Below are 15,797 nucleotides of genomic sequence, written 5' to 3' on the forward strand. Positions count from 1 at the left end.
CCTTACGTCAGGGGCCAAACCCTAGCGACTGGCGGGGACCAGCACCCCCAACTCGGGGATTTGCCGTGATCTGTGGGGATCAAGCACATGAGCAGCGGCTTCGCGGGCGGGCATGGTGCGGGCGGCGTCCGCGATGGCCCCGGTGACCAGCGCCGTCGCGAAGGAGGTGCCGCTCCAGCGTGCGTAGCCATCGAACTCGCCCCACTTCAGGTAGGAGCTGGCCAGCCATTCGCCTTGCGCACATGCGTCGACCCATGGGCCAAATGCGGAGAAAGGTGCCCTTTCCTGCTCCGCCGTACCGACTGCCCCGACGGCCACGACGCTCGGCAGGGCGGCGGGCCAGAAGGGGCGTCTGCCCGCGGTGTTGCCGGCGCAGGCGACCACGACGGTGCCGGGGAGCGCGTCTACGGCTTCCGCGAGCAGGACGGGTGGCCGGTCGTCATAGGTATGGCCGCCAAGGGAGAGATTGACCACCTGTGGTGGGTTGTCGCGCATGCGGGCGAGGGCGTGTAGAAGCGCCGCCTCGTCGGCGACCCCGTCGCTCGACAGCAGGCGGGACACGCGGAGTTGTACGCCGGGGGCCCGCCGGACCAGCAGCCCCGCGATGAAGGTGCCGTGCCCGGCCTGGGGGTCGAGTTCGCCGTCCCCGTCGGCGTCGGCGACCTCTTCGATGTCTCCGAGGTCCGCGGGACACCACGAGGTGCGCTCCCACCACGGATGGGGGGCGAGGCCGGTGTCCAGGAGGCAGACCGAGGTGCCTTCACCCGGTTCACGGCTCGGCGGGGGGATCGGGTCGGTGGGAAACGGCCGGCCCGCGGGGCCGCCCCAGAAGAGAGGCTGACCGACGAGGACGTGGTTGGGCGAGACGCGATGCCCTTGGTCGCTGAGCGTAGCCGCTAGGTCACACACGTCGACGCCTGGTGACAGGCGCATCCTGACAAATCCATCGGCTTCGGATGCGGTCTCGACCCAGCGCTCCGTTACCTGGAGTGATCGTCGGTCGCCGATGAGCTGTCCTGTGCGGATAAGAGTGGGGGAGCCGGGGATGTGCTCGACGTGCCGGATGTCACGGTGCATCTGTGCCTCCAGAGGGTCAAGCGTTGGTGAGCTGGATCTTTCCCAGTTCTCATCCGTGTCAAGAGTCACTGACGCAACATCTAGGTATGCGCTTCCTCTGGTGTCCGGTCGCGACCGACGGTAGTCTCTCCTACAGTCACTTGTGATCATCCCAGTGTGAGGCCGTTGGGGAAGGCGCACCTCATACCGAAACGGGAGGTCCGGTGTCTGCTCGTGGCGTGCTTTACGTCCACTCGGCTCAGCCTGCGCTGTGCCCTCATATCGAATGGGCGGTCGCAGGCGTCCTCGGCGTGCCCGTTGACCTTATGTGGACCCCGCAACCGGCCGCGCCCGGCACTTTGCGTGCGCAGGCCGAATGGGAGGGACGTCCGGGAGTGGCGGCCGCCGTCACCTCCTCCCTGATGGGCTGGCAACGCATCCGTTTTGAGATCACCGAGGATGCCTCGCCGGGGATCGACGGCTCTCGCAACGCCTACACCCCGACCCTGGGCGCCTACACCGCGGTCGTCGGGGCCAACGGCGACATCCTTGTGCCCGAGGACCGATTGCGTTCCGCGATGCTTCTCGCCACGCAGGGGCGGGTGGTGCTTGAAGACGAGTTGGACAAACTTCTTGGCCGCCCCTGGGATGAGGAACTGGAGCCGTTCCGCTACGCGGGTGACGGCGCCCCGGTCCGCTGGCTGCACGCCGCCGTCTGACCGGCGACCGGCGCGACCCCGGCTGTCTCGGCGCGCCTTCCGAGCAGCCATTTTCCAACGTTGACCGTTTCCACGTTTCCACCGACCGGAGGATGACCTGGCATGGGCACGCGCCCATATGTGCTGCTCAGTTGCGCCATGTCGCTTGACGGTCGCATCGACGACACCAGTCCCGACCGGCTCATGCTCTCCAACGAGGAGGACTTCGACCGGGTCGACGCCGTACGCGCCTCCTGTGACGCGATCCTCGTCGGGGCGGGCACCCTGCGGCGGGACAACCCCCGGTTGCTGATCCGCTCCGAGGCGCGGCGGCGGGAGCGCGTCGCGCGCGGCCTCCCGCAGCACCCCGCCAAGGTGACGCTGACGACGACCGCCCGGCTCGATCCGTCAGGCCGGTTCTTCACCGGCGGCGACAGCGTCAAGATCGTCTATGCCGCCTCGCCCGCCGCCGACCGCCTCGCCGCCCGGCTCGCGGGCGTGGCCGAGGTGCGCGACGCCGGCGACCCCCTCGATCTGCGTAAGGCTCTCGCCGACCTGGCCGGCCGCGGCGTCGCCCGGCTGATGGTCGAGGGCGGCGGGGCGGTCCACACCGCCTTTCTCAAGGAGGGGCTGGTCGACGAGATCCAGCTCGCCGTCGCCCCGTTCTTCGTCGGCGACCCGGGTGCACCGGCGTTTGTCGGGGCGGGTCCCTTTCCGCAGAACGCACGCCGTCCGATGGAACTGGCGGAGGTGCGCAAGCTCGGCGACGTGGTCCTGCTGCGCTACCTCGTCGGTAAGATCTGATCTCATAAGATTCCGGGGTGAGGCAATCTGGGGAAGGTGACGGCGTGAACGACCACGATTGGCTGACTCTCGCCTGCGAGCTCGCCCGATCGTGCCCGCCCTCCGAGACCGCCTTCTCCGTCGGAGTGATCGTCGTCGCCCACGGCGGCAAGGAGATGGCCCGCGGCTTCTCCCGCGAGTCCGACCCCCTCGATCACGCCGAGGAGGCCGCGCTCGCCAAGATCGACCCAGCCGACCCGCGGTTGCCCACCGCCACCGTCTACAGCAGCCTCGAACCCTGCGGCAAACGCAAGTCGCGCCCGCAGGCCTGTGCGCGCCTCATCGTCGGCAGCGGCATCCGCCGGGTCGTCATGGCGTGGCGTGAGCCCGACCTGTTCGTGGAGGGGCGCGGCGCCGAGGTGTTGTCCGCGGCGGGAGTCGTCGTGGTCGAGATGCCGGAGCTGGCCGATCTCGCGCGCAAACCCAACGCGCACCTGGTGCCGTGAGACGCTCCCTGCTGGAGCGGTTGCTGCCCGGCGACGCGTGGGGCGACCTCGAGGTACGGCGGGGCCAGTTCCACGAGGTGTTCCTCGGAGCCGAGCGTGTCGTGTGCTTCGCCCGCACCGCGGCGGCCTCGGCCCGCCTCCCGGGACGGGCGGAGACGCTGCGCTCGCTGGCCCGGCTGGACCTCGGTTTCAAGGTGCCGGTGCCGCTGGAGGAGGGCGACGGCTATCTGGTGCTCAGCCGGGTGCCCGGGAGTCCGCTCGCCCGGGAGGCGGTCGCGGATCCGGCGGTGGCCGTGCAGTACTCCTCTTTGCTTGAGGCTCTGGCGAACGCCGGGGCCGCCGCCGCGCTGCCCCGTGCGGCTGAGGACCAGTGGCGGCGGTTCGCGTCGGATGTCCGCGCCGAGCTGTTCCCCCTGATGTCGCAGGCCGGACGGCGGCGGGCCGACGGCGAACTGGCCGCCGCGGAGGCCCTTCCCTGGACCACCGGCGCGCTTGTGCACGGTGACCTGGGCGCGGAGAACGTGTTGTGGGAGACCGCCGGCGGTTCGCCGCGGCTGAGCGGGGTGATCGACTGGGACGAGGCCTCGCTGGGTGACCCGGCTGAGGACTTCGCGGCGATCGGGGCGAGCTACGGCGACGGCTTCCTGCACCGGGTGCTCGCGTCGAGCGGCCGGCTGGAAGGGGACCTGCTGGGGCGCATCACCGCGATCCGCGGCACCTTCGCGCTGCAGCAGGCGTTGTACGCGAGCCGCGATGGGGATGAAGAGGAGATGGCGGACGGTCTGGCCGGTTACCAATGAAACTGGTTATCATGTGCAGCGGATGAAGTGCCCTGCTTGGTGGGTTCGTGGCTCTTCCTCACTTCTGAGCCATAGACCGGGTGCATTGTCCGATCTAGCGTGAATGTGGCAATCGTCGTCATGGAGGTGTCATGTCACTGACTGTTCCTGCGGAACTGATTGACCAGGCACGTGATGGGAAGGTGGAGCACGCCGCCTTTGTGGACTGTGTCCGTACCTCACTCCCGTACGCATGGGGCGTGGTCGTCAGGCTCGTCGACGACCTGCGCTCCGGCGACGCCGACTTCGCCGACAACCAACTCTCCCCACCCGACCAGGCCTCCTACGGCCAACTCTTCAGGATGATGGCCAGCGACTCGATCCGCGGCGCCGTCGAACAACACTTCGGCGTACGCCTAGCCTTCCAGAACTGCTGCCGCGCCGCGGTATTCCGCCCCGAAGCCCACGCCGCCTACGCCGACTTCATCACCCCCGAAGCCCAAATCCTCAACCAGCGTCCAGAGCTCATCGACTGCTGACTCCCAGCGCCCTGGGGCCCCGCCGTACGGCGGGGCCCCAGGCGTTTGGTGAAGATTGTCGCGACACTCCTGTACGAAGGAGGCGGTCGTCGTGCATGGCGGTGTAGCGGATTGAATGGTTATGGTCGCCTGGAGGGCATGCACGTCGGTCATAGGCATGGGTGTGCTGTCTATAAACAGACAACACGCCTGCTGGAGTTGATAGTTTGGCAGCCATGAAGGCTGAGGCCAGGAGCGTTGAGATGACGGACCCATCATTGCCGGGTTGGTTGTTTCCGCCCGAACAGGGATTCTTCGCTCAGGATCTCGATCACATTCCGGAACTGCCTCCGCACACTGAGTTGATTGATGGAAGCTTGGTCTTCGTGAGCCCTCAAGCCAGCTTTCACACGGTGACGCTGTTCCTGCTGGAACGCGAGCTGCATCGCGCCACCTCGACGGCATACCGTGTGCGCCGGGAGATGAGCGTCACCCTCGCGCCACGTCAACGTCCGGAGCCCGACCTGGTGGTTGTCCACGCGTCGGCGTTGAAGGCACCGGAGCAGACGACCTTCCAGGCTCAGGACGTGGTGCTCACGGTTGAAGTCGTGTCACCGGAGTCCGAGTTGAGGGATCGAGAGCGTAAGCCTCAGCTTTATGCCGCGGCTGGCATTCCGCACTTTTGGCGTGTGGAGAATGTGTCAGGACATCCCACGGTATATGTCTACGAACTCGACCCTGCGCTGCGCAGCTACGTGCCTACCGGCATCTACCACGCCAAGCTGCAAGTCTCGGTGCCGTTCGACATCGACATCGATCTGACCGAGGTCGACAACTTCTGAACAGCTCCGCAGCATCGGCAGCCTTCGGCCTGTTCTGCGGACTTCCGCACCTTGACCCGATAGTTCCCCGAGGGCGACCTCGCGTCTGAGGAGCCGCACGTGGTCCGGCTTGGCGCGACACCCATGCTTGGCTTGATGTGGCTGTCGGATGCCGCTCCAACTCGGCGGGCCTGCGGCCCTGGCTGAACGCCACCGGTCCGGTACGGCGGAGCGCGCCCTCCGGGCGAGCGAGGGCAAGGAGCTGCTCGACCGGCTGGCCGGGTGCTCGCGGCCTTGGCCATGTCCGCGACATGTGACCTCGGTGCTTTGCCGTACAGGCGTGAGGGGACTGCTGGCACCCGTGGGAAGGCAGGCGGTCTCTCCTCACTGGAAGAGCCGGGGCGGCCCGTGCCAACAGGACCGCATGGCTGTGCCCCCGGCCGGTGCTGGGCGGAGGTGCGGTGAGGTGTGGAGGAATGGGGCTAGGAATATTGCTGTGTGACTTAGAAGCACTCGCATTACAAGCGAGGGGTCACTGGTTCGAACCCAGTAGCGCCCACCAGGACAAACACCCTGTCCGCAAGATCACGAACCGGGCATGAGTGACTAACTGGGTGACTAAGCCTCTAGGGCGTTGGCGAAGATCTGGTCCATGGCCGTCGCACCCTTGTCCAAGACGGGGCGGATCTGCTTTCGGCGCTGTTGAGCCCCACCCTGTCGATGATCTTGCTGATAGCACGACGAACGTTGTGGGCGCTCAACGGCGTTCCCGTTGAGGTGCGGAACACAAAACTCTCTTCGGTGCATGCCTGACTCTTCGCCTCCTGCTCTTGCCATAGTTCCCGCAGCGCCTCTAGGCACCGTTCGGGAAGCATCAGGGAACGACGGGACTTAGCGGTCTTGGTATCTCCCTTCTGCCGCACAGACCGCCACACGTAGACGGCGAACTCCTTGTGTTCCCATCCCGCATGGGTGACCGGGAGCCATGTCCCACGCGACTCGTCGAACGCCACGACATGGGACCACTGGAGAGCCCGCAACTCCTCGGTACGGGCACCGGTCAGCAGTGAGAGCACCACATACGCTTGCATACGAGAAGTGGCCTTCTCGGCGCTCTCAATGATGGCGACGGCTTGCGCAAGTGTGAGCGCCTTCGAGTCACGGCCCGCGCGTCCCTCGGGCACATCGCACAGCTCCACGACGTTCCGCTTCACCTTGTCGCGACGCATGGCGCCCTTGACCGACCTGTTGAGGATGCCATGTATCAGCTTGAGGGACCGTGTGCTGAGTTGGCTTGTCCTACCCGCAAGCCATTGATCGACATCCTCAACCGATAGGTCGCGCAGCTTGCGAGCCCCAAGGGCTGAGATCACATGGGTCTTGGCGAAGGTGGTGTACATCTTGACCGTGTTTGCGGAACGTCCGCCAAGTCCATGCTCAAGCCAGTACGCGACGGCATCGGCCACGGTGTAGCTCGTCGGGGCTAGGGCCAGTCCGTCCTCGTGGTCGCGGAAGACGTCCTTGAGCTTCGTCTTGGCTTCGGTCTTGGTTCGGCCGCTGGCCTTCTTGACGATCCGCTTTCCGGCAGACCGGTACGAGATCGCCTACGGAGGGGAGATCGCCGACGACCCGCATGCTCTGTTCTCGCCCGAGGAACTTGCCGAAGAGGGGATAGCCCTGGTGATCTAGGGCGGTTCAAAGTTTCTTCACTGGTTCAAGGCGGCGGCGCTTCGCACCGCCGCATGCGGCCCTTACCTGCCCTGCCCCCGCGAGCTGCGGCCTTCGGCCGGTCTCGCGAGGCAGCAGGACGGGCCGCTTCGCCGTACACAGCACCCGCCACGTGAACCGAACGCGCCGACCGTCGGAGCCCCGCCGCCTAGATTCGGCTTCGAGTATCGACCACTGTGCCGCCGAGCCCCTCGTGTCGTCCAGGGGTACGTCTACCTACAGCACTACGATCGCCACGGGATGGTTGAGCACCGCACGGGCTAGGGGCGATCGCCGGTCCAGGACTTCGTTCCTCAGCCCCGGCCCCCCGAGACATGTGGTTGCCCTTTGTCGCCAATGACACCTATTGCCGTTTTGCCGATAGGCCAGCGCGAGCAGTCACCCGTCATCGGTCGCGGGTAGCTCGCTCACATGAACGGTCTTGAGGATCAGCCGCTACGCCGCCGGCCCTGCCGCTTCGCGGCCCCTCCGGGGTGCTTCGCATCGGCGCCGGCCGCTCTGCTCTGATCTGCGGCAGGCTTCCCCCAGTTCGGTTATGGCGAGTAGTTTCTATCCCTCCCCGGCAACGCAGAGCGGCAACTCCGGTAGCCGCGCCGGGGAGGGGCAGCCCAGGGGAGACAGTCACGTAACCCCTGGCGTTCGGCATCAGGCGGACACCTCCGGATCCGCCGAGCCGCTCGGAAGAAGACCTTGCTGTGTCAGAGACGCCTTAGAACCCCTCGTCATCGTCGTCGTACTCGGGTGGGCAGTCGGGGTTTCCGCACGCGGGGACCACCACGACGGCGGGTCCGTCGTCGATGACGTCCATGCGCACCCGGGCGCGCTCGTGGTCCAGGTCCAGCAGGACCGTGACCACTCCATGTTTGGACAGGGAGTGCGTGACCGCGTTCGTCACGAGTTCGCTGGTCAGCAGGACGACCACGTCACTCGTCTCGGCTGCCACCTGCTCCAGTTCCAGGAAGTTACGCACCCACCGTCGTACGCAGCCCACCTGAGAAGGTGAGCCGGGTACATCGGTACGGCGGGGAAACGGGTATCCGTGCCGCATTCTTGCCGGATGGGCTTGATCGCCCCAGCCGACCCCAATCACTCTCATGAAACCACCCAGCGCTGTTGCTCGACACGCGGCGACGTGCAAGGGCCGCGACACCGATACGGACGGTTGCCTGCTCCATGAGGTAAGTTCCTCATGGAGGTCGCTCTTGGACTTCCATGAGGAGGTTGTCAAGCGCGTTGAGAGAAGTTCGTCTAGTCCTCCATGAGGAGGTCCCCCTATGCTGGCTGTCGAGGGGCACGGGCATCCCCCACCGATCAGGAGCCACGCCATGCGGACCGCACAGCAGATTGCCAGCGCACTCCGAGAACGGATCGCGTCGGGTGAGTTCGCTCCCGGCGCCCTCCTGCCATCGGAGCGTGAGCTGATCGCGGAGTACGGAGCCGCCAAGAACACCGTGGCCAAAGCCCTGTCCATGCTCAGAGCCGATGGCCTTCTGGTCAGCCAGATCGGTCGCGGGAACTTCGTCCGGAAGATCAAGCGGCTCCGGCGGGACGGTACGAGCCGCCACCTGAGGTCTCAGCGGCCCGAGGCGACTTCTCCGTTGGAAGCAGAGGTGCAGGAGCAGGGGTTTCGGCGCGAGCTGGAACTGCGGGAAGTTGCCCTCACCCCTGCGCCGCCGGACATCGCCGAGATGCTGTCCGTTGAACCCGGAGAGCCGCTCATTGTGCGGCGGCATCTCATCACCATCGATGGCACGCCGGCGCAAACGGCGGACAGCTACTTTCCGGCGAGCCAGGTGGCGGGAAGTCGCATAGGACGCCCCGAGGTCATCCCAGGCGGAGTTCATTCTGAGCTGGCTGCGGTACTTGGACGCCCCCTCGGCAATGCCGTCGAAACCCTGATCGCCCGGATGCCCACGCCTGACGAGACGGTCATGTTGCAGTTGCCGCCTGGCACGCCGGTGGTCGAACTCGTTCGCGTCATCCGCTCCGAAGGATCGCCTGTTGAGGTGACGCACTTCCTGTTCGATGCGGCTCGTCACGAGTTCGCGTACGAGGTTCCGGTGGACTAGAGCCCGTGCCGGTTCGCGTGAAGATCGGGAATCGTCTTCTGGACTGAGCCGGGCGACAGACACAGCTCTGAAGCGCGTCTGCTGACTGACCAACTGAGTGACAACGGCCACGTACACGGCTGGACAAGAGTGGATCACCGTGGAAGGCACGTGCAGGTGAGGACGGGTTCAAGTCGAAATCCCGCCCTCACCTGGCTTGACTTACAAGCGAGGGGTCACTGGTTCGAGCCCAGTAACGCCCACAGGACCTCTCCGGGTGCCCCTGATCGGCGGGGGCGTCCTTTTCGGTTGGCTAGGAGATCTCCTGGCGCATGGTTACCAGGGTGGCCCATTCGTCCATGGTTAGTTCGTAGACCCTGCTGAGGGTGTCCAGTTCGGGGGCGGTGGGGGATTCCACGCCGCGTTCGATTTCGGATACCCGTGCCCGTGATAATCCCGATCGCCGAGCGGCCTCGCGCGTGGAAATGCCGAGCCGGGTCCTGCCGCTGCGTAAAGCGTGGGCCAATTGGGTGGCCGGGGTGGACGGTTGGGCGGAAGTGGTGGAGGCGGTGGTCACGCCGTCGGGTGACGAGGGGGTTGGCGGGTCGTCTGCAAGGCTGAAGCCGATCCAGACGGCAACGGCAGCCGCCAAAACGACCCCCGCGGCGCCTCCTTTCGCGGTAGCCGGGGCATTGCGCCAGTGCGCTCTGACCTTGGTCACCCTGCCGCTTGACAGTCTCCGTAGATGTTCTCTCACCTTGACGCGAGGCACAGACGGATACGTTAGAGACTTTCCCTGGCAGGCTGAAGTGGGAAAAGAGGGAGTTTCTCCTGTCGGGGGGGCGACAAAACCGAGCCGCACACATTCTGTAAAGCACAAAATTCTCAATAGAGAAAGGAATCAACCGGCCTTCGCCGACGGCAGGGAGGTGTCCCACTGGATCCTGGCTGCGGGAGGCCCGTGTCATACCGGGGCGCCGGCCCGACCAAAGGCGATGTCACCGGCGACCTGCATGCCCGCGTCGCAGGCCAGGTCGCCTCGGCGTCGCGAGTGTGCCCGCAGGTGGGCGCCGGCGGGCGGGGATGTCCCGGCCGCCGGCGCGTCGACGAAAGCTGAGGTCAGGCCGTGACCAGGGCGACCGTGGGTGACAGGCGGGCTGCGCGCATTGCCGGGTAGAGTCCGGCGACCGTGCCGATCAGGAGGGTCGCGCCGAGGGCTCCGCCGACCGCCCAGGGGGGCACCACTGCCGGGAGGTCGTTCCACATCGCGTAGCCGAAGCTGGCGAACGTTCCGAGCACCACTCCGATAATCCCGCCGAGCGCCGACAGCAGCAGCGACTCGGCGAGGAACTGGAGCCGGATCTGCCCCCGGGTCGCCCCCAGCGACCGGCGCAGGCCGATTTCGCGCCGCCGTTCGAGCACCGAGATCACCATCGTGTTGGCGACCCCGACGCCGCCGACGATCAGGGCGACGCCGCCCAGTCCGAGCAGCAGGTTGGTGAAGGCGCCCTCGGCCGCCGCGCGGGCGGCGAGTGCGTCGGAGGGGCGGCTCACGTCGACCTCCTCGGGGTTCTCCGGGCTTACCGTACGCGACAGCACGGCGGCCACCGCCTCCACGGCGCCGTCGGCGGAGCGTTCGTAGATGGCGGTCGGGTGGCCGTCAAAGCCCAGATAGGTCTCGGCGGCGGCCCAGCCGACAAGCGCGGACCGCTCGATCTCGGGGGCGAGCGGCAGCGCGTCGAGGATGCCGGTCACGGTGAACCACCGCCCGGCGATCCACACCCGCACGCCGACGTGCCGGACGCCCAGCCGCTCGGCCGCCACCGACCCCAGCACGACCGAGGGGTGCCGCGCGGTGGCCTCGTTCAGCCACACGCCGGCGGACGCCCGTCCCTCCAGGGTGGTGAGAAGCTCGAGCGTGGTGGCCTGTACGGCGATGCCACCGGTGATCTCCTCCGGGATCCGGTCGGTGCGGCGGATCTTGGCCTCGGTGGAGCCGGTCGCCGAGACCGTCTCCACGGGAGGGATGCGGCCGACCATCTCGACTGCCGTCTTCGGCAGTTTGGCCGACTCGCCGAAGAGGGTCTGGCCGGGGGTGACGGTCAGGAGGTTGGTGCCGAGCCGGTCGAGCTGGCGCAGCAGTTCCTCTTTGGACGAGGAGGAGACGCCGACGACCGCGATCATGGTGGCGATGCCGATGGCGATGCCGAGCGCCGACAACACCACCCGGGCGGGCCTTGCGCGGAGCCCGGCGGCGCCCACCCGCAGTACATCGCCCGGGGCGAGCCTTGCCGGGATCAGCCTCTCAGGGAGCAACCGCGTCATGACACCACCCTGTCGCCGCCGTCCGGGCGGGCTTTGTACGCCTTCAGACGGTCTGAAGCACTCTTGCCGGAAACGCCGCCTCCGGGACCGGCGGTGCCCGAGTCGGGCACGATCAGCCCGTCCATCACCTGCACCCGGCGGGGTGCCCACGCGGCGATGCCGAGGTCGTGGGTGATGACGGCCACGGTCGTGCCCGCCGCGTGCAACCCGGACAACACGTCCAGCACCTCGGCCCCCGAGCGGGAGTCCAGGTTGCCGGTCGGTTCGTCGGCGAGAAGCAGCGGCGGGTCCCCCACCACGGCGCGGGCCACCGCGACACGTTGCTGTTCGCCACCCGACAGCTGGTGCGGCCGGTGGTCGAGCCGGTGCCCGAGCCCGACGCGCTCCAGGGCGAGGGCGGCGCGGCGGCGGCGTTCGCCTATGCGGGCGCCCGTGTAGAGCAGGCCGTCGGCGACGTTGTCCAACGCGGTCACGCCGGGGGCGAGGTGGAACTGCTGGAACACGAAGCCGAGCCTGCGGGCGCGCAGCGCGGACAGTTCGCGGTCGGAGAGGGCGCCGACGTCGTAGCCGGCGATCCTCACGGTCCCCTCGGTGGGCCTGTCCAGCGTGCCGATCATGTGCAGGAGGGTGGACTTGCCGGACCCGGAGGGGCCGACGATCGCCACGAGCTCCCCGGCCTCGATGGTGAGGTCGACTCCGCGCAGCGCCTCCACGTGGCCGTTGTAGACCTTGCGCACCCCCGTCAGCTCGACTACGGGGCCGCCGGACGTCGTCGTGCTCACGTGGCCGGCACCCCCACCTGCATGCCCTCGGCCAGGCCCTGTCCGGAGATCTCCACGCGGCCTCCGCCGTACGCGCCGGTTTTGACGCCGACCAGTCTGGCTTTGCCGTTCTCGACGATCTCGACGCCGTATCCGCCCTCGCTGAGGGCGAGCAGTGCCTCGATGGGGACGTGCAGCACGTCCTTGACGCGCCGGCTCCGGAGGTTGACGCGTACGGGGGCCTGGTCGAACTGTCCGGTGTTCTTCCCGGTGAGTTTGATCTCGACGTCGATGGTGGAGCTGCCGCCCTCCTGTGCGGGCGCCTTGGCGGTGGTGCCGACCATGGAGATCTTGCCTTTGACCACCTTGCCGCCCGGCAGTTCGACGGTGACGGCGGCGCCCTTGCGCGCGAGGGTGCTGTCACCGGTGTCGAGGTCCACCTGTACGACCCGGCCGGTGCCGGAGCCGGTGAACACCTTCTGCCCCGGGTTGACGCTGTCGCCGACGGCGGCGCCGAGGTCGGCGACCCTGACAGCGGCGGGCAGGAAGGTCACCTGGCTCTGGTCCACCGCCCCGGTCTCCGTGTGGCCCACGGCGTCCTGCCAGTCGATCACGGCCTGCTGGGTGGCGTAGGTGAACGTGTCGTCGACGGTCATCCCGTCGCCGTAGCCGAGGGCCTTCAGGTTGCTTTCGAGCTGCTTCACGTCGGGGCCGCCGGACACCCCGAGCTGGAGGGTGCGGTAAAGCGGGACCGTGCCGTACATCAGCACCTGCGGCTTCCGGTCGATCCTGACCAGGGCGCGTCCCCGGCGGATCACCCGTCCCTCCTTCGGCAGGGCGGTCACCGTGCCCGAGGCGCCGGATTTGATCACGTGTTCGCCGGCGTAGGTGAGCGTGCCGTCGACCGCCGTCGTGTCCACCAGGTCGCCTTTGCCGATCGGGGTGGTCGCGGGAGCCGCCGCTTTCGGAGCCGCCTCCTCCGCGGCTCCGTCCCCCACCGTGACGAAGGCGGCGACCAGCCCCCCGGCCGTGATCACGGCGGCGCCGGTGAGGAGCAGCCCTTTACGACGCTTCACCCGAACCCCACTTTCATCGATGACACCTCCACTTAGGCGGTCCTTCCGCCTTCATGCGGTGAATTGCTATCCCGGCCGGAGTTAGCGCCACGTAAGCCGGGAGGCTTGGTGGATTTTGCTTACCGGGCCCTAACGGGCTTGGCCCCACGATGTCTCTTGCATCGCGCGCTACCTGGAGGAATTCATGCGAGTACTGGTCGTCGAGGACGAGGTGGACATGGCGGCCGCAATCGCCCGGGGACTCCGGCGGCGGGCCATGGCGGTGGACGTGGTGTACGACGGTGCCGAGGCGCTCGACCGGCTCGGGTACACGTCCTACGACGTGGTGGTGCTCGACCGGGACCTGCCCGAGGTACACGGCGACGAGGTGTGCAGGGAGTTGCGGGACCGGCCCGAGCAGGTGCTGATGCTGACGGCGGCGGGCCTCGTGGGCGACCGGGTCGGTGGGCTGACCACGGGGGCCGACGACTACCTGGTCAAGCCGTTCGCGTTCGCCGAGCTGGTGGCGCGGATCTGCGCGCTGGCCCGGCGCACCGCCCGGCCGAGGGCGTCGGCGCTCACCCGGGCGGGGATCACGCTCGATCCGGCCGGCCGTACCGTCGTGCGCGACGGGCGGCAGGTGGCGCTGGCGCGCAAGGAGTTCACGCTGCTCACCGAGCTGATGCGGGCCGGTGGTAGCGCGCTGACCTCGCGGGAGCTGCTGCGCAGAGCCTGGGACGAACACCACGAGTCCGGCACCGGCGCACTGCGCGTGGCCATGGCGACGCTACGCAGGAAACTCGGCGAGCCACAGGTCATCGAGACCGTGCCCGGCATGGGATACCGCCTGTGAACGGCATGGGGCGCAGTCGGGCCGCCGGGCTCGGGTTGCGCGGCCGGCTTACCCTGCTGCACGGCACGCTGTTCCTGGTCGGCTCGATGGCGTTTGTGGGGGTGACCTACCTCATGACCGCCCAGGCGATGGGCAGCGAGTTCAAGACCCGGCTGGTCAGCCTGGCCACGCAGAGCGGTGTGCCGCCCATTGTGGCCCGGCGGCCGGGCCCCCACGTGATAACCAAAGATCAGCTTATTGCGGAGATCGAGCAGGGGCGCGTCGCCGTCATGGAGGACCTGATCAGGAACTCCATGATCATCGCGCTGGCGCTCACCGCGCTCGCCGTCGTCCTCGGCTACCTGATCAGCGACCGCGCCCTGCGCCCCCTCCAGCAGGTCACCGCCACCGCGCAGCGCCTGTCGGAGAGCACCCTGCATGAGCGCATCGCGCTCTCCGGACCGCAGGACGACGTCAAACGGCTCGCCGACACCTTCGACGCGATGCTCGACCGGCTTCAGCGGGCCTTCAACGCCCAGCGCCGGTTCGTCAACAACGCCTCCCATGAGCTGCGCACACCGCTCGCCATCAACCGCACGCTGCTGGAGGTCGCCCTGGAGGAGCCCGACGCCTCGCAGGACCTCCGTACCCTCGGCACCGCCCTGCTCAACACCAACGCCCGCCATGAGCGCCTCATCGAGAGCCTGCTGCTGCTGGCGAGGTCCGAGCACGAGCCGATCGACGTGCGGCCGGTGGATCTCGCCTATCTGCTGCGCCTGACGGTCGAGCAGCTCCAGCCCGCCGCCGACCGGCGGCGGATCACGATCTCCGCGGAGGTACGGCAAAGCCGCGATCCCGGCGACACGACCGTGCAGGGCGAGGCCACCCTGCTTGAGCGTTGCATGGTCAACCTCATCGAGAACGCCGTCAAGTACAACGTGAAGGGCGGCCACGTGACCGTGGAGCTGACCCGGCACGCAGACAACGTGTCCTTCCGGGTGCGCAACTCCGGGCCGCGAGTCGCCGACTACGAGGTGGACGGCCTGTTCGAGCCGTTCAGGCGGCAGCGCGACCGGGTGGGATCGGCGCGGGGCAGCGGGCTCGGGTTGTCCATCGTGCGCGCCATCACCGTCGCCCACCACGGCACCGTCAGGGCGGCCGCCCTTCCGGAGGGCGGCCTGGACGTCACCGTGGGACTCCCGGCCGAGCCGTGGCACAACGTCATCAGCTCCCCGGAGCCGGGTTCTCGTCCTTCCCGCGTGGGGAGGCTTGCTGCCGGCAGGCCTCCATCGCCTTCTTGAAGGTCTCGGACTCGGGGTTGACGTCGCCCCTGCGCATCATGCCGCCCTCCTCTGAGGGGTCCGGCATGTTCACGCCGTTCTCCCGCATGCACTGGGCGAACTTCAGCATGCGGTCCCTGACCTTGGGGTCTGAGCGGTCGGCGCCCATGCCCCCGGCCATGTACTTTCCGCACTCCTTTTGCGCCTTCGCGAACGCCTCCTTGTTCACCTCCGCCCCGCCGAAGTTCACCTTCGGGCGCCCGTCCGGGTCGGGCATGTCGATGCCGTTCTCGCGCATGCACCGGGCGAACTTGAGCGGGTCGCTGGAGGTGGTCGGCGAGGGCGACGCCGACGCCGCCACGCCTGTGCCCGCCAGGGAGGCCACCCCTGTGCCCTGCTGTTCGCTCCCGCACGCGGCCAGCGCGAGCACGGGGAACACCACCGTGATCAGCGCGAGGGTCCGGGGAGTCTTCACTTTCTCACCTCCGGCCGGCAGGTCGCACGCCTGTCCGGCTCGCGTCCATTCCTACGGGGGCCGGGGTTAGCGACATGTAAGCGGTGATCCGGGGGGCTTTGCCGTACTCGGCATCAAAGGCGCGAGTCTCGA

General features: G+C 67.8%; 18 protein-coding genes. 10 read left to right on the forward strand and 8 right to left on the reverse strand.

Annotated elements, in window-relative coordinates; translation table 11 throughout:
- Positions 1 to 21 precede the first annotated feature (21 nt).
- Positions 22 to 1,077 (reverse strand): S8 family peptidase, encoded by a 1,056-nt coding sequence (locus Ssi02_RS09855; RefSeq protein ID WP_204023939.1) that lies wholly within the window; start codon positions 1,075 to 1,077, stop codon positions 22 to 24.
- Between the two features lie 203 nt (positions 1,078 to 1,280).
- Between Ssi02_RS09855 and Ssi02_RS09860 the strand changes: the two genes are divergently transcribed.
- From Ssi02_RS09860 to Ssi02_RS09885, 6 genes are all read left to right on the forward strand, one after another.
- Positions 1,281 to 1,775, forward strand: coding sequence for a DUF3145 domain-containing protein (locus Ssi02_RS09860; protein ID WP_204023942.1), 495 nt, complete (start codon positions 1,281 to 1,283; stop codon positions 1,773 to 1,775).
- A 102-nt stretch (positions 1,776 to 1,877) separates the two neighbouring features.
- Positions 1,878 to 2,558 (forward strand): RibD family protein, encoded by a 681-nt coding sequence (locus tag Ssi02_RS09865; protein ID WP_204023945.1) that lies wholly within the window; start codon positions 1,878 to 1,880, stop codon positions 2,556 to 2,558.
- 44 nt (positions 2,559 to 2,602) lie between these two features.
- Entirely contained in the window at positions 2,603 to 3,043 is a 441-nt protein-coding gene (locus Ssi02_RS09870; protein WP_239128759.1) for a cytidine/deoxycytidylate deaminase family protein, read from the forward strand.
- Complete coding sequence (locus Ssi02_RS09875) at positions 3,040 to 3,843, forward strand: phosphotransferase family protein (protein ID WP_204023951.1); 804 nt, start codon at positions 3,040 to 3,042, stop codon at positions 3,841 to 3,843. Before Ssi02_RS09870 ends, Ssi02_RS09875 begins: the two co-directional genes overlap by 4 nt.
- 131 nt (positions 3,844 to 3,974) lie before the next feature.
- Positions 3,975 to 4,361 (forward strand): SCO5389 family protein, encoded by a 387-nt coding sequence (locus Ssi02_RS09880; protein ID WP_204023953.1) that lies wholly within the window; start codon positions 3,975 to 3,977, stop codon positions 4,359 to 4,361.
- A gap of 242 nt (positions 4,362 to 4,603) precedes the next feature.
- Positions 4,604 to 5,182, forward strand: a complete 579-nt coding sequence (locus tag Ssi02_RS09885; protein WP_204023955.1) for a Uma2 family endonuclease — start codon at positions 4,604 to 4,606, stop codon at positions 5,180 to 5,182.
- Positions 5,183 to 5,787: 605 nt separating this feature from the next.
- Here Ssi02_RS09885 and Ssi02_RS09890 read toward each other — a convergent pair.
- Positions 5,788 to 6,627 carry a tyrosine-type recombinase/integrase gene (locus tag Ssi02_RS09890; protein ID WP_204023957.1) on the reverse strand — a complete coding sequence of 280 codons (840 nt, stop codon included), beginning with the start codon at positions 6,625 to 6,627 and terminating at the stop codon, positions 5,788 to 5,790.
- Between the two features lie 55 nt (positions 6,628 to 6,682).
- Between Ssi02_RS09890 and Ssi02_RS09895 the strand changes: the two genes are divergently transcribed.
- A complete protein-coding gene (locus Ssi02_RS09895; RefSeq protein ID WP_204023959.1) occupies positions 6,683 to 6,850 on the forward strand; it encodes a hypothetical protein in 168 nt (55 codons plus the stop codon).
- A 748-nt stretch (positions 6,851 to 7,598) separates the two neighbouring features.
- Here the strand turns inward: Ssi02_RS09895 and Ssi02_RS39585 are convergent.
- Complete coding sequence (locus tag Ssi02_RS39585; RefSeq protein ID WP_307825625.1) at positions 7,599 to 8,216, reverse strand: ATP-binding protein; 618 nt, start codon at positions 8,214 to 8,216, stop codon at positions 7,599 to 7,601.
- On the opposite strand from Ssi02_RS39585, the gene Ssi02_RS09905 reads away from it, so the two are divergent.
- The gene (locus Ssi02_RS09905; protein WP_204023964.1) at positions 8,215 to 8,958 is read left to right on the forward strand and encodes a GntR family transcriptional regulator; all 744 of its coding nucleotides are present in this window, start codon (positions 8,215 to 8,217) and stop codon (positions 8,956 to 8,958) included. The genes Ssi02_RS39585 and Ssi02_RS09905 overlap by 2 nt on opposite strands.
- A gap of 292 nt (positions 8,959 to 9,250) precedes the next feature.
- On the opposite strand, the gene Ssi02_RS39590 is transcribed toward Ssi02_RS09905, so the two are convergent.
- From Ssi02_RS39590 to Ssi02_RS09925, 4 genes are all read right to left on the reverse strand, one after another.
- A complete protein-coding gene (locus Ssi02_RS39590; protein ID WP_307825626.1) occupies positions 9,251 to 9,799 on the reverse strand; it encodes a helix-turn-helix domain-containing protein in 549 nt (182 codons plus the stop codon).
- A 257-nt stretch (positions 9,800 to 10,056) separates the two neighbouring features.
- Positions 10,057 to 11,262, reverse strand: coding sequence for an ABC transporter permease (locus tag Ssi02_RS09915; RefSeq protein WP_204023971.1), 1,206 nt, complete (start codon positions 11,260 to 11,262; stop codon positions 10,057 to 10,059).
- The gene (locus Ssi02_RS09920) at positions 11,259 to 12,044 is read right to left on the reverse strand and encodes an ABC transporter ATP-binding protein (protein WP_204023974.1); all 786 of its coding nucleotides are present in this window, start codon (positions 12,042 to 12,044) and stop codon (positions 11,259 to 11,261) included. Before Ssi02_RS09920 ends, Ssi02_RS09915 begins: the two co-directional genes overlap by 4 nt.
- Complete coding sequence (locus Ssi02_RS09925) at positions 12,041 to 13,099, reverse strand: efflux RND transporter periplasmic adaptor subunit (protein ID WP_239128760.1); 1,059 nt, start codon at positions 13,097 to 13,099, stop codon at positions 12,041 to 12,043. The genes Ssi02_RS09920 and Ssi02_RS09925 overlap by 4 nt, the downstream gene beginning before the upstream one ends.
- A 184-nt stretch (positions 13,100 to 13,283) precedes the next feature.
- Here Ssi02_RS09925 and Ssi02_RS09930 point away from each other — a divergent pair, with 184 nt between their 5' ends.
- A complete protein-coding gene (locus Ssi02_RS09930; RefSeq protein WP_204023977.1) occupies positions 13,284 to 13,931 on the forward strand; it encodes a response regulator transcription factor in 648 nt (215 codons plus the stop codon).
- Between the two features lie 5 nt (positions 13,932 to 13,936).
- On the forward strand, positions 13,937 to 15,211 hold the full coding sequence (locus Ssi02_RS09935) for a sensor histidine kinase (RefSeq protein WP_204023980.1): 1,275 nt from the start codon (positions 13,937 to 13,939) through the stop codon (positions 15,209 to 15,211).
- Here the strand turns inward: Ssi02_RS09935 and Ssi02_RS09940 are convergent.
- The gene (locus Ssi02_RS09940; RefSeq protein WP_204023982.1) at positions 15,135 to 15,665 is read right to left on the reverse strand and encodes a hypothetical protein; all 531 of its coding nucleotides are present in this window, start codon (positions 15,663 to 15,665) and stop codon (positions 15,135 to 15,137) included. The genes Ssi02_RS09935 and Ssi02_RS09940 overlap by 77 nt on opposite strands.
- Between the last annotated feature and the right edge of the window lie 132 nt (positions 15,666 to 15,797).

The sequence above is a fragment of the Sinosporangium siamense genome (genome assembly GCF_016863435.1).
Taxonomy (GTDB): Bacteria; Actinomycetota; Actinomycetes; order Streptosporangiales; family Streptosporangiaceae; genus Sinosporangium; species Sinosporangium siamense.

What these genes read in the sequence shown, in the direction of transcription:
- Ssi02_RS09855 (WP_204023939.1), bottom strand. Translation starts at nt 1,077, where the DNA reads ATGCACCGTGACATCCGGCACGTCGAGCACATCCCCGGCTCCCCCACT.
- Ssi02_RS09865 (WP_204023945.1), top strand. Translation starts at nt 1,878, where the DNA reads ATGGGCACGCGCCCATATGTGCTGCTCAGTTGCGCCATGTCGCTTGAC.
- Ssi02_RS09880 (WP_204023953.1), top strand. Translation starts at nt 3,975, where the DNA reads ATGTCACTGACTGTTCCTGCGGAACTGATTGACCAGGCACGTGATGGG.
- Ssi02_RS09885 (WP_204023955.1), top strand. Translation starts at nt 4,604, where the DNA reads ATGACGGACCCATCATTGCCGGGTTGGTTGTTTCCGCCCGAACAGGGA.
- Ssi02_RS09905 (WP_204023964.1), top strand. Translation starts at nt 8,215, where the DNA reads ATGCGGACCGCACAGCAGATTGCCAGCGCACTCCGAGAACGGATCGCG.
- Ssi02_RS39585 (WP_307825625.1), bottom strand. Translation starts at nt 8,216, where the DNA reads ATGGCGTGGCTCCTGATCGGTGGGGGATGCCCGTGCCCCTCGACAGCC.
- Ssi02_RS09915 (WP_204023971.1), bottom strand. Translation starts at nt 11,262, where the DNA reads ATGACGCGGTTGCTCCCTGAGAGGCTGATCCCGGCAAGGCTCGCCCCG.
- Ssi02_RS09930 (WP_204023977.1), top strand. Translation starts at nt 13,284, where the DNA reads ATGCGAGTACTGGTCGTCGAGGACGAGGTGGACATGGCGGCCGCAATC.
- Ssi02_RS09935 (WP_204023980.1), top strand. Translation starts at nt 13,937, where the DNA reads ATGGGGCGCAGTCGGGCCGCCGGGCTCGGGTTGCGCGGCCGGCTTACC.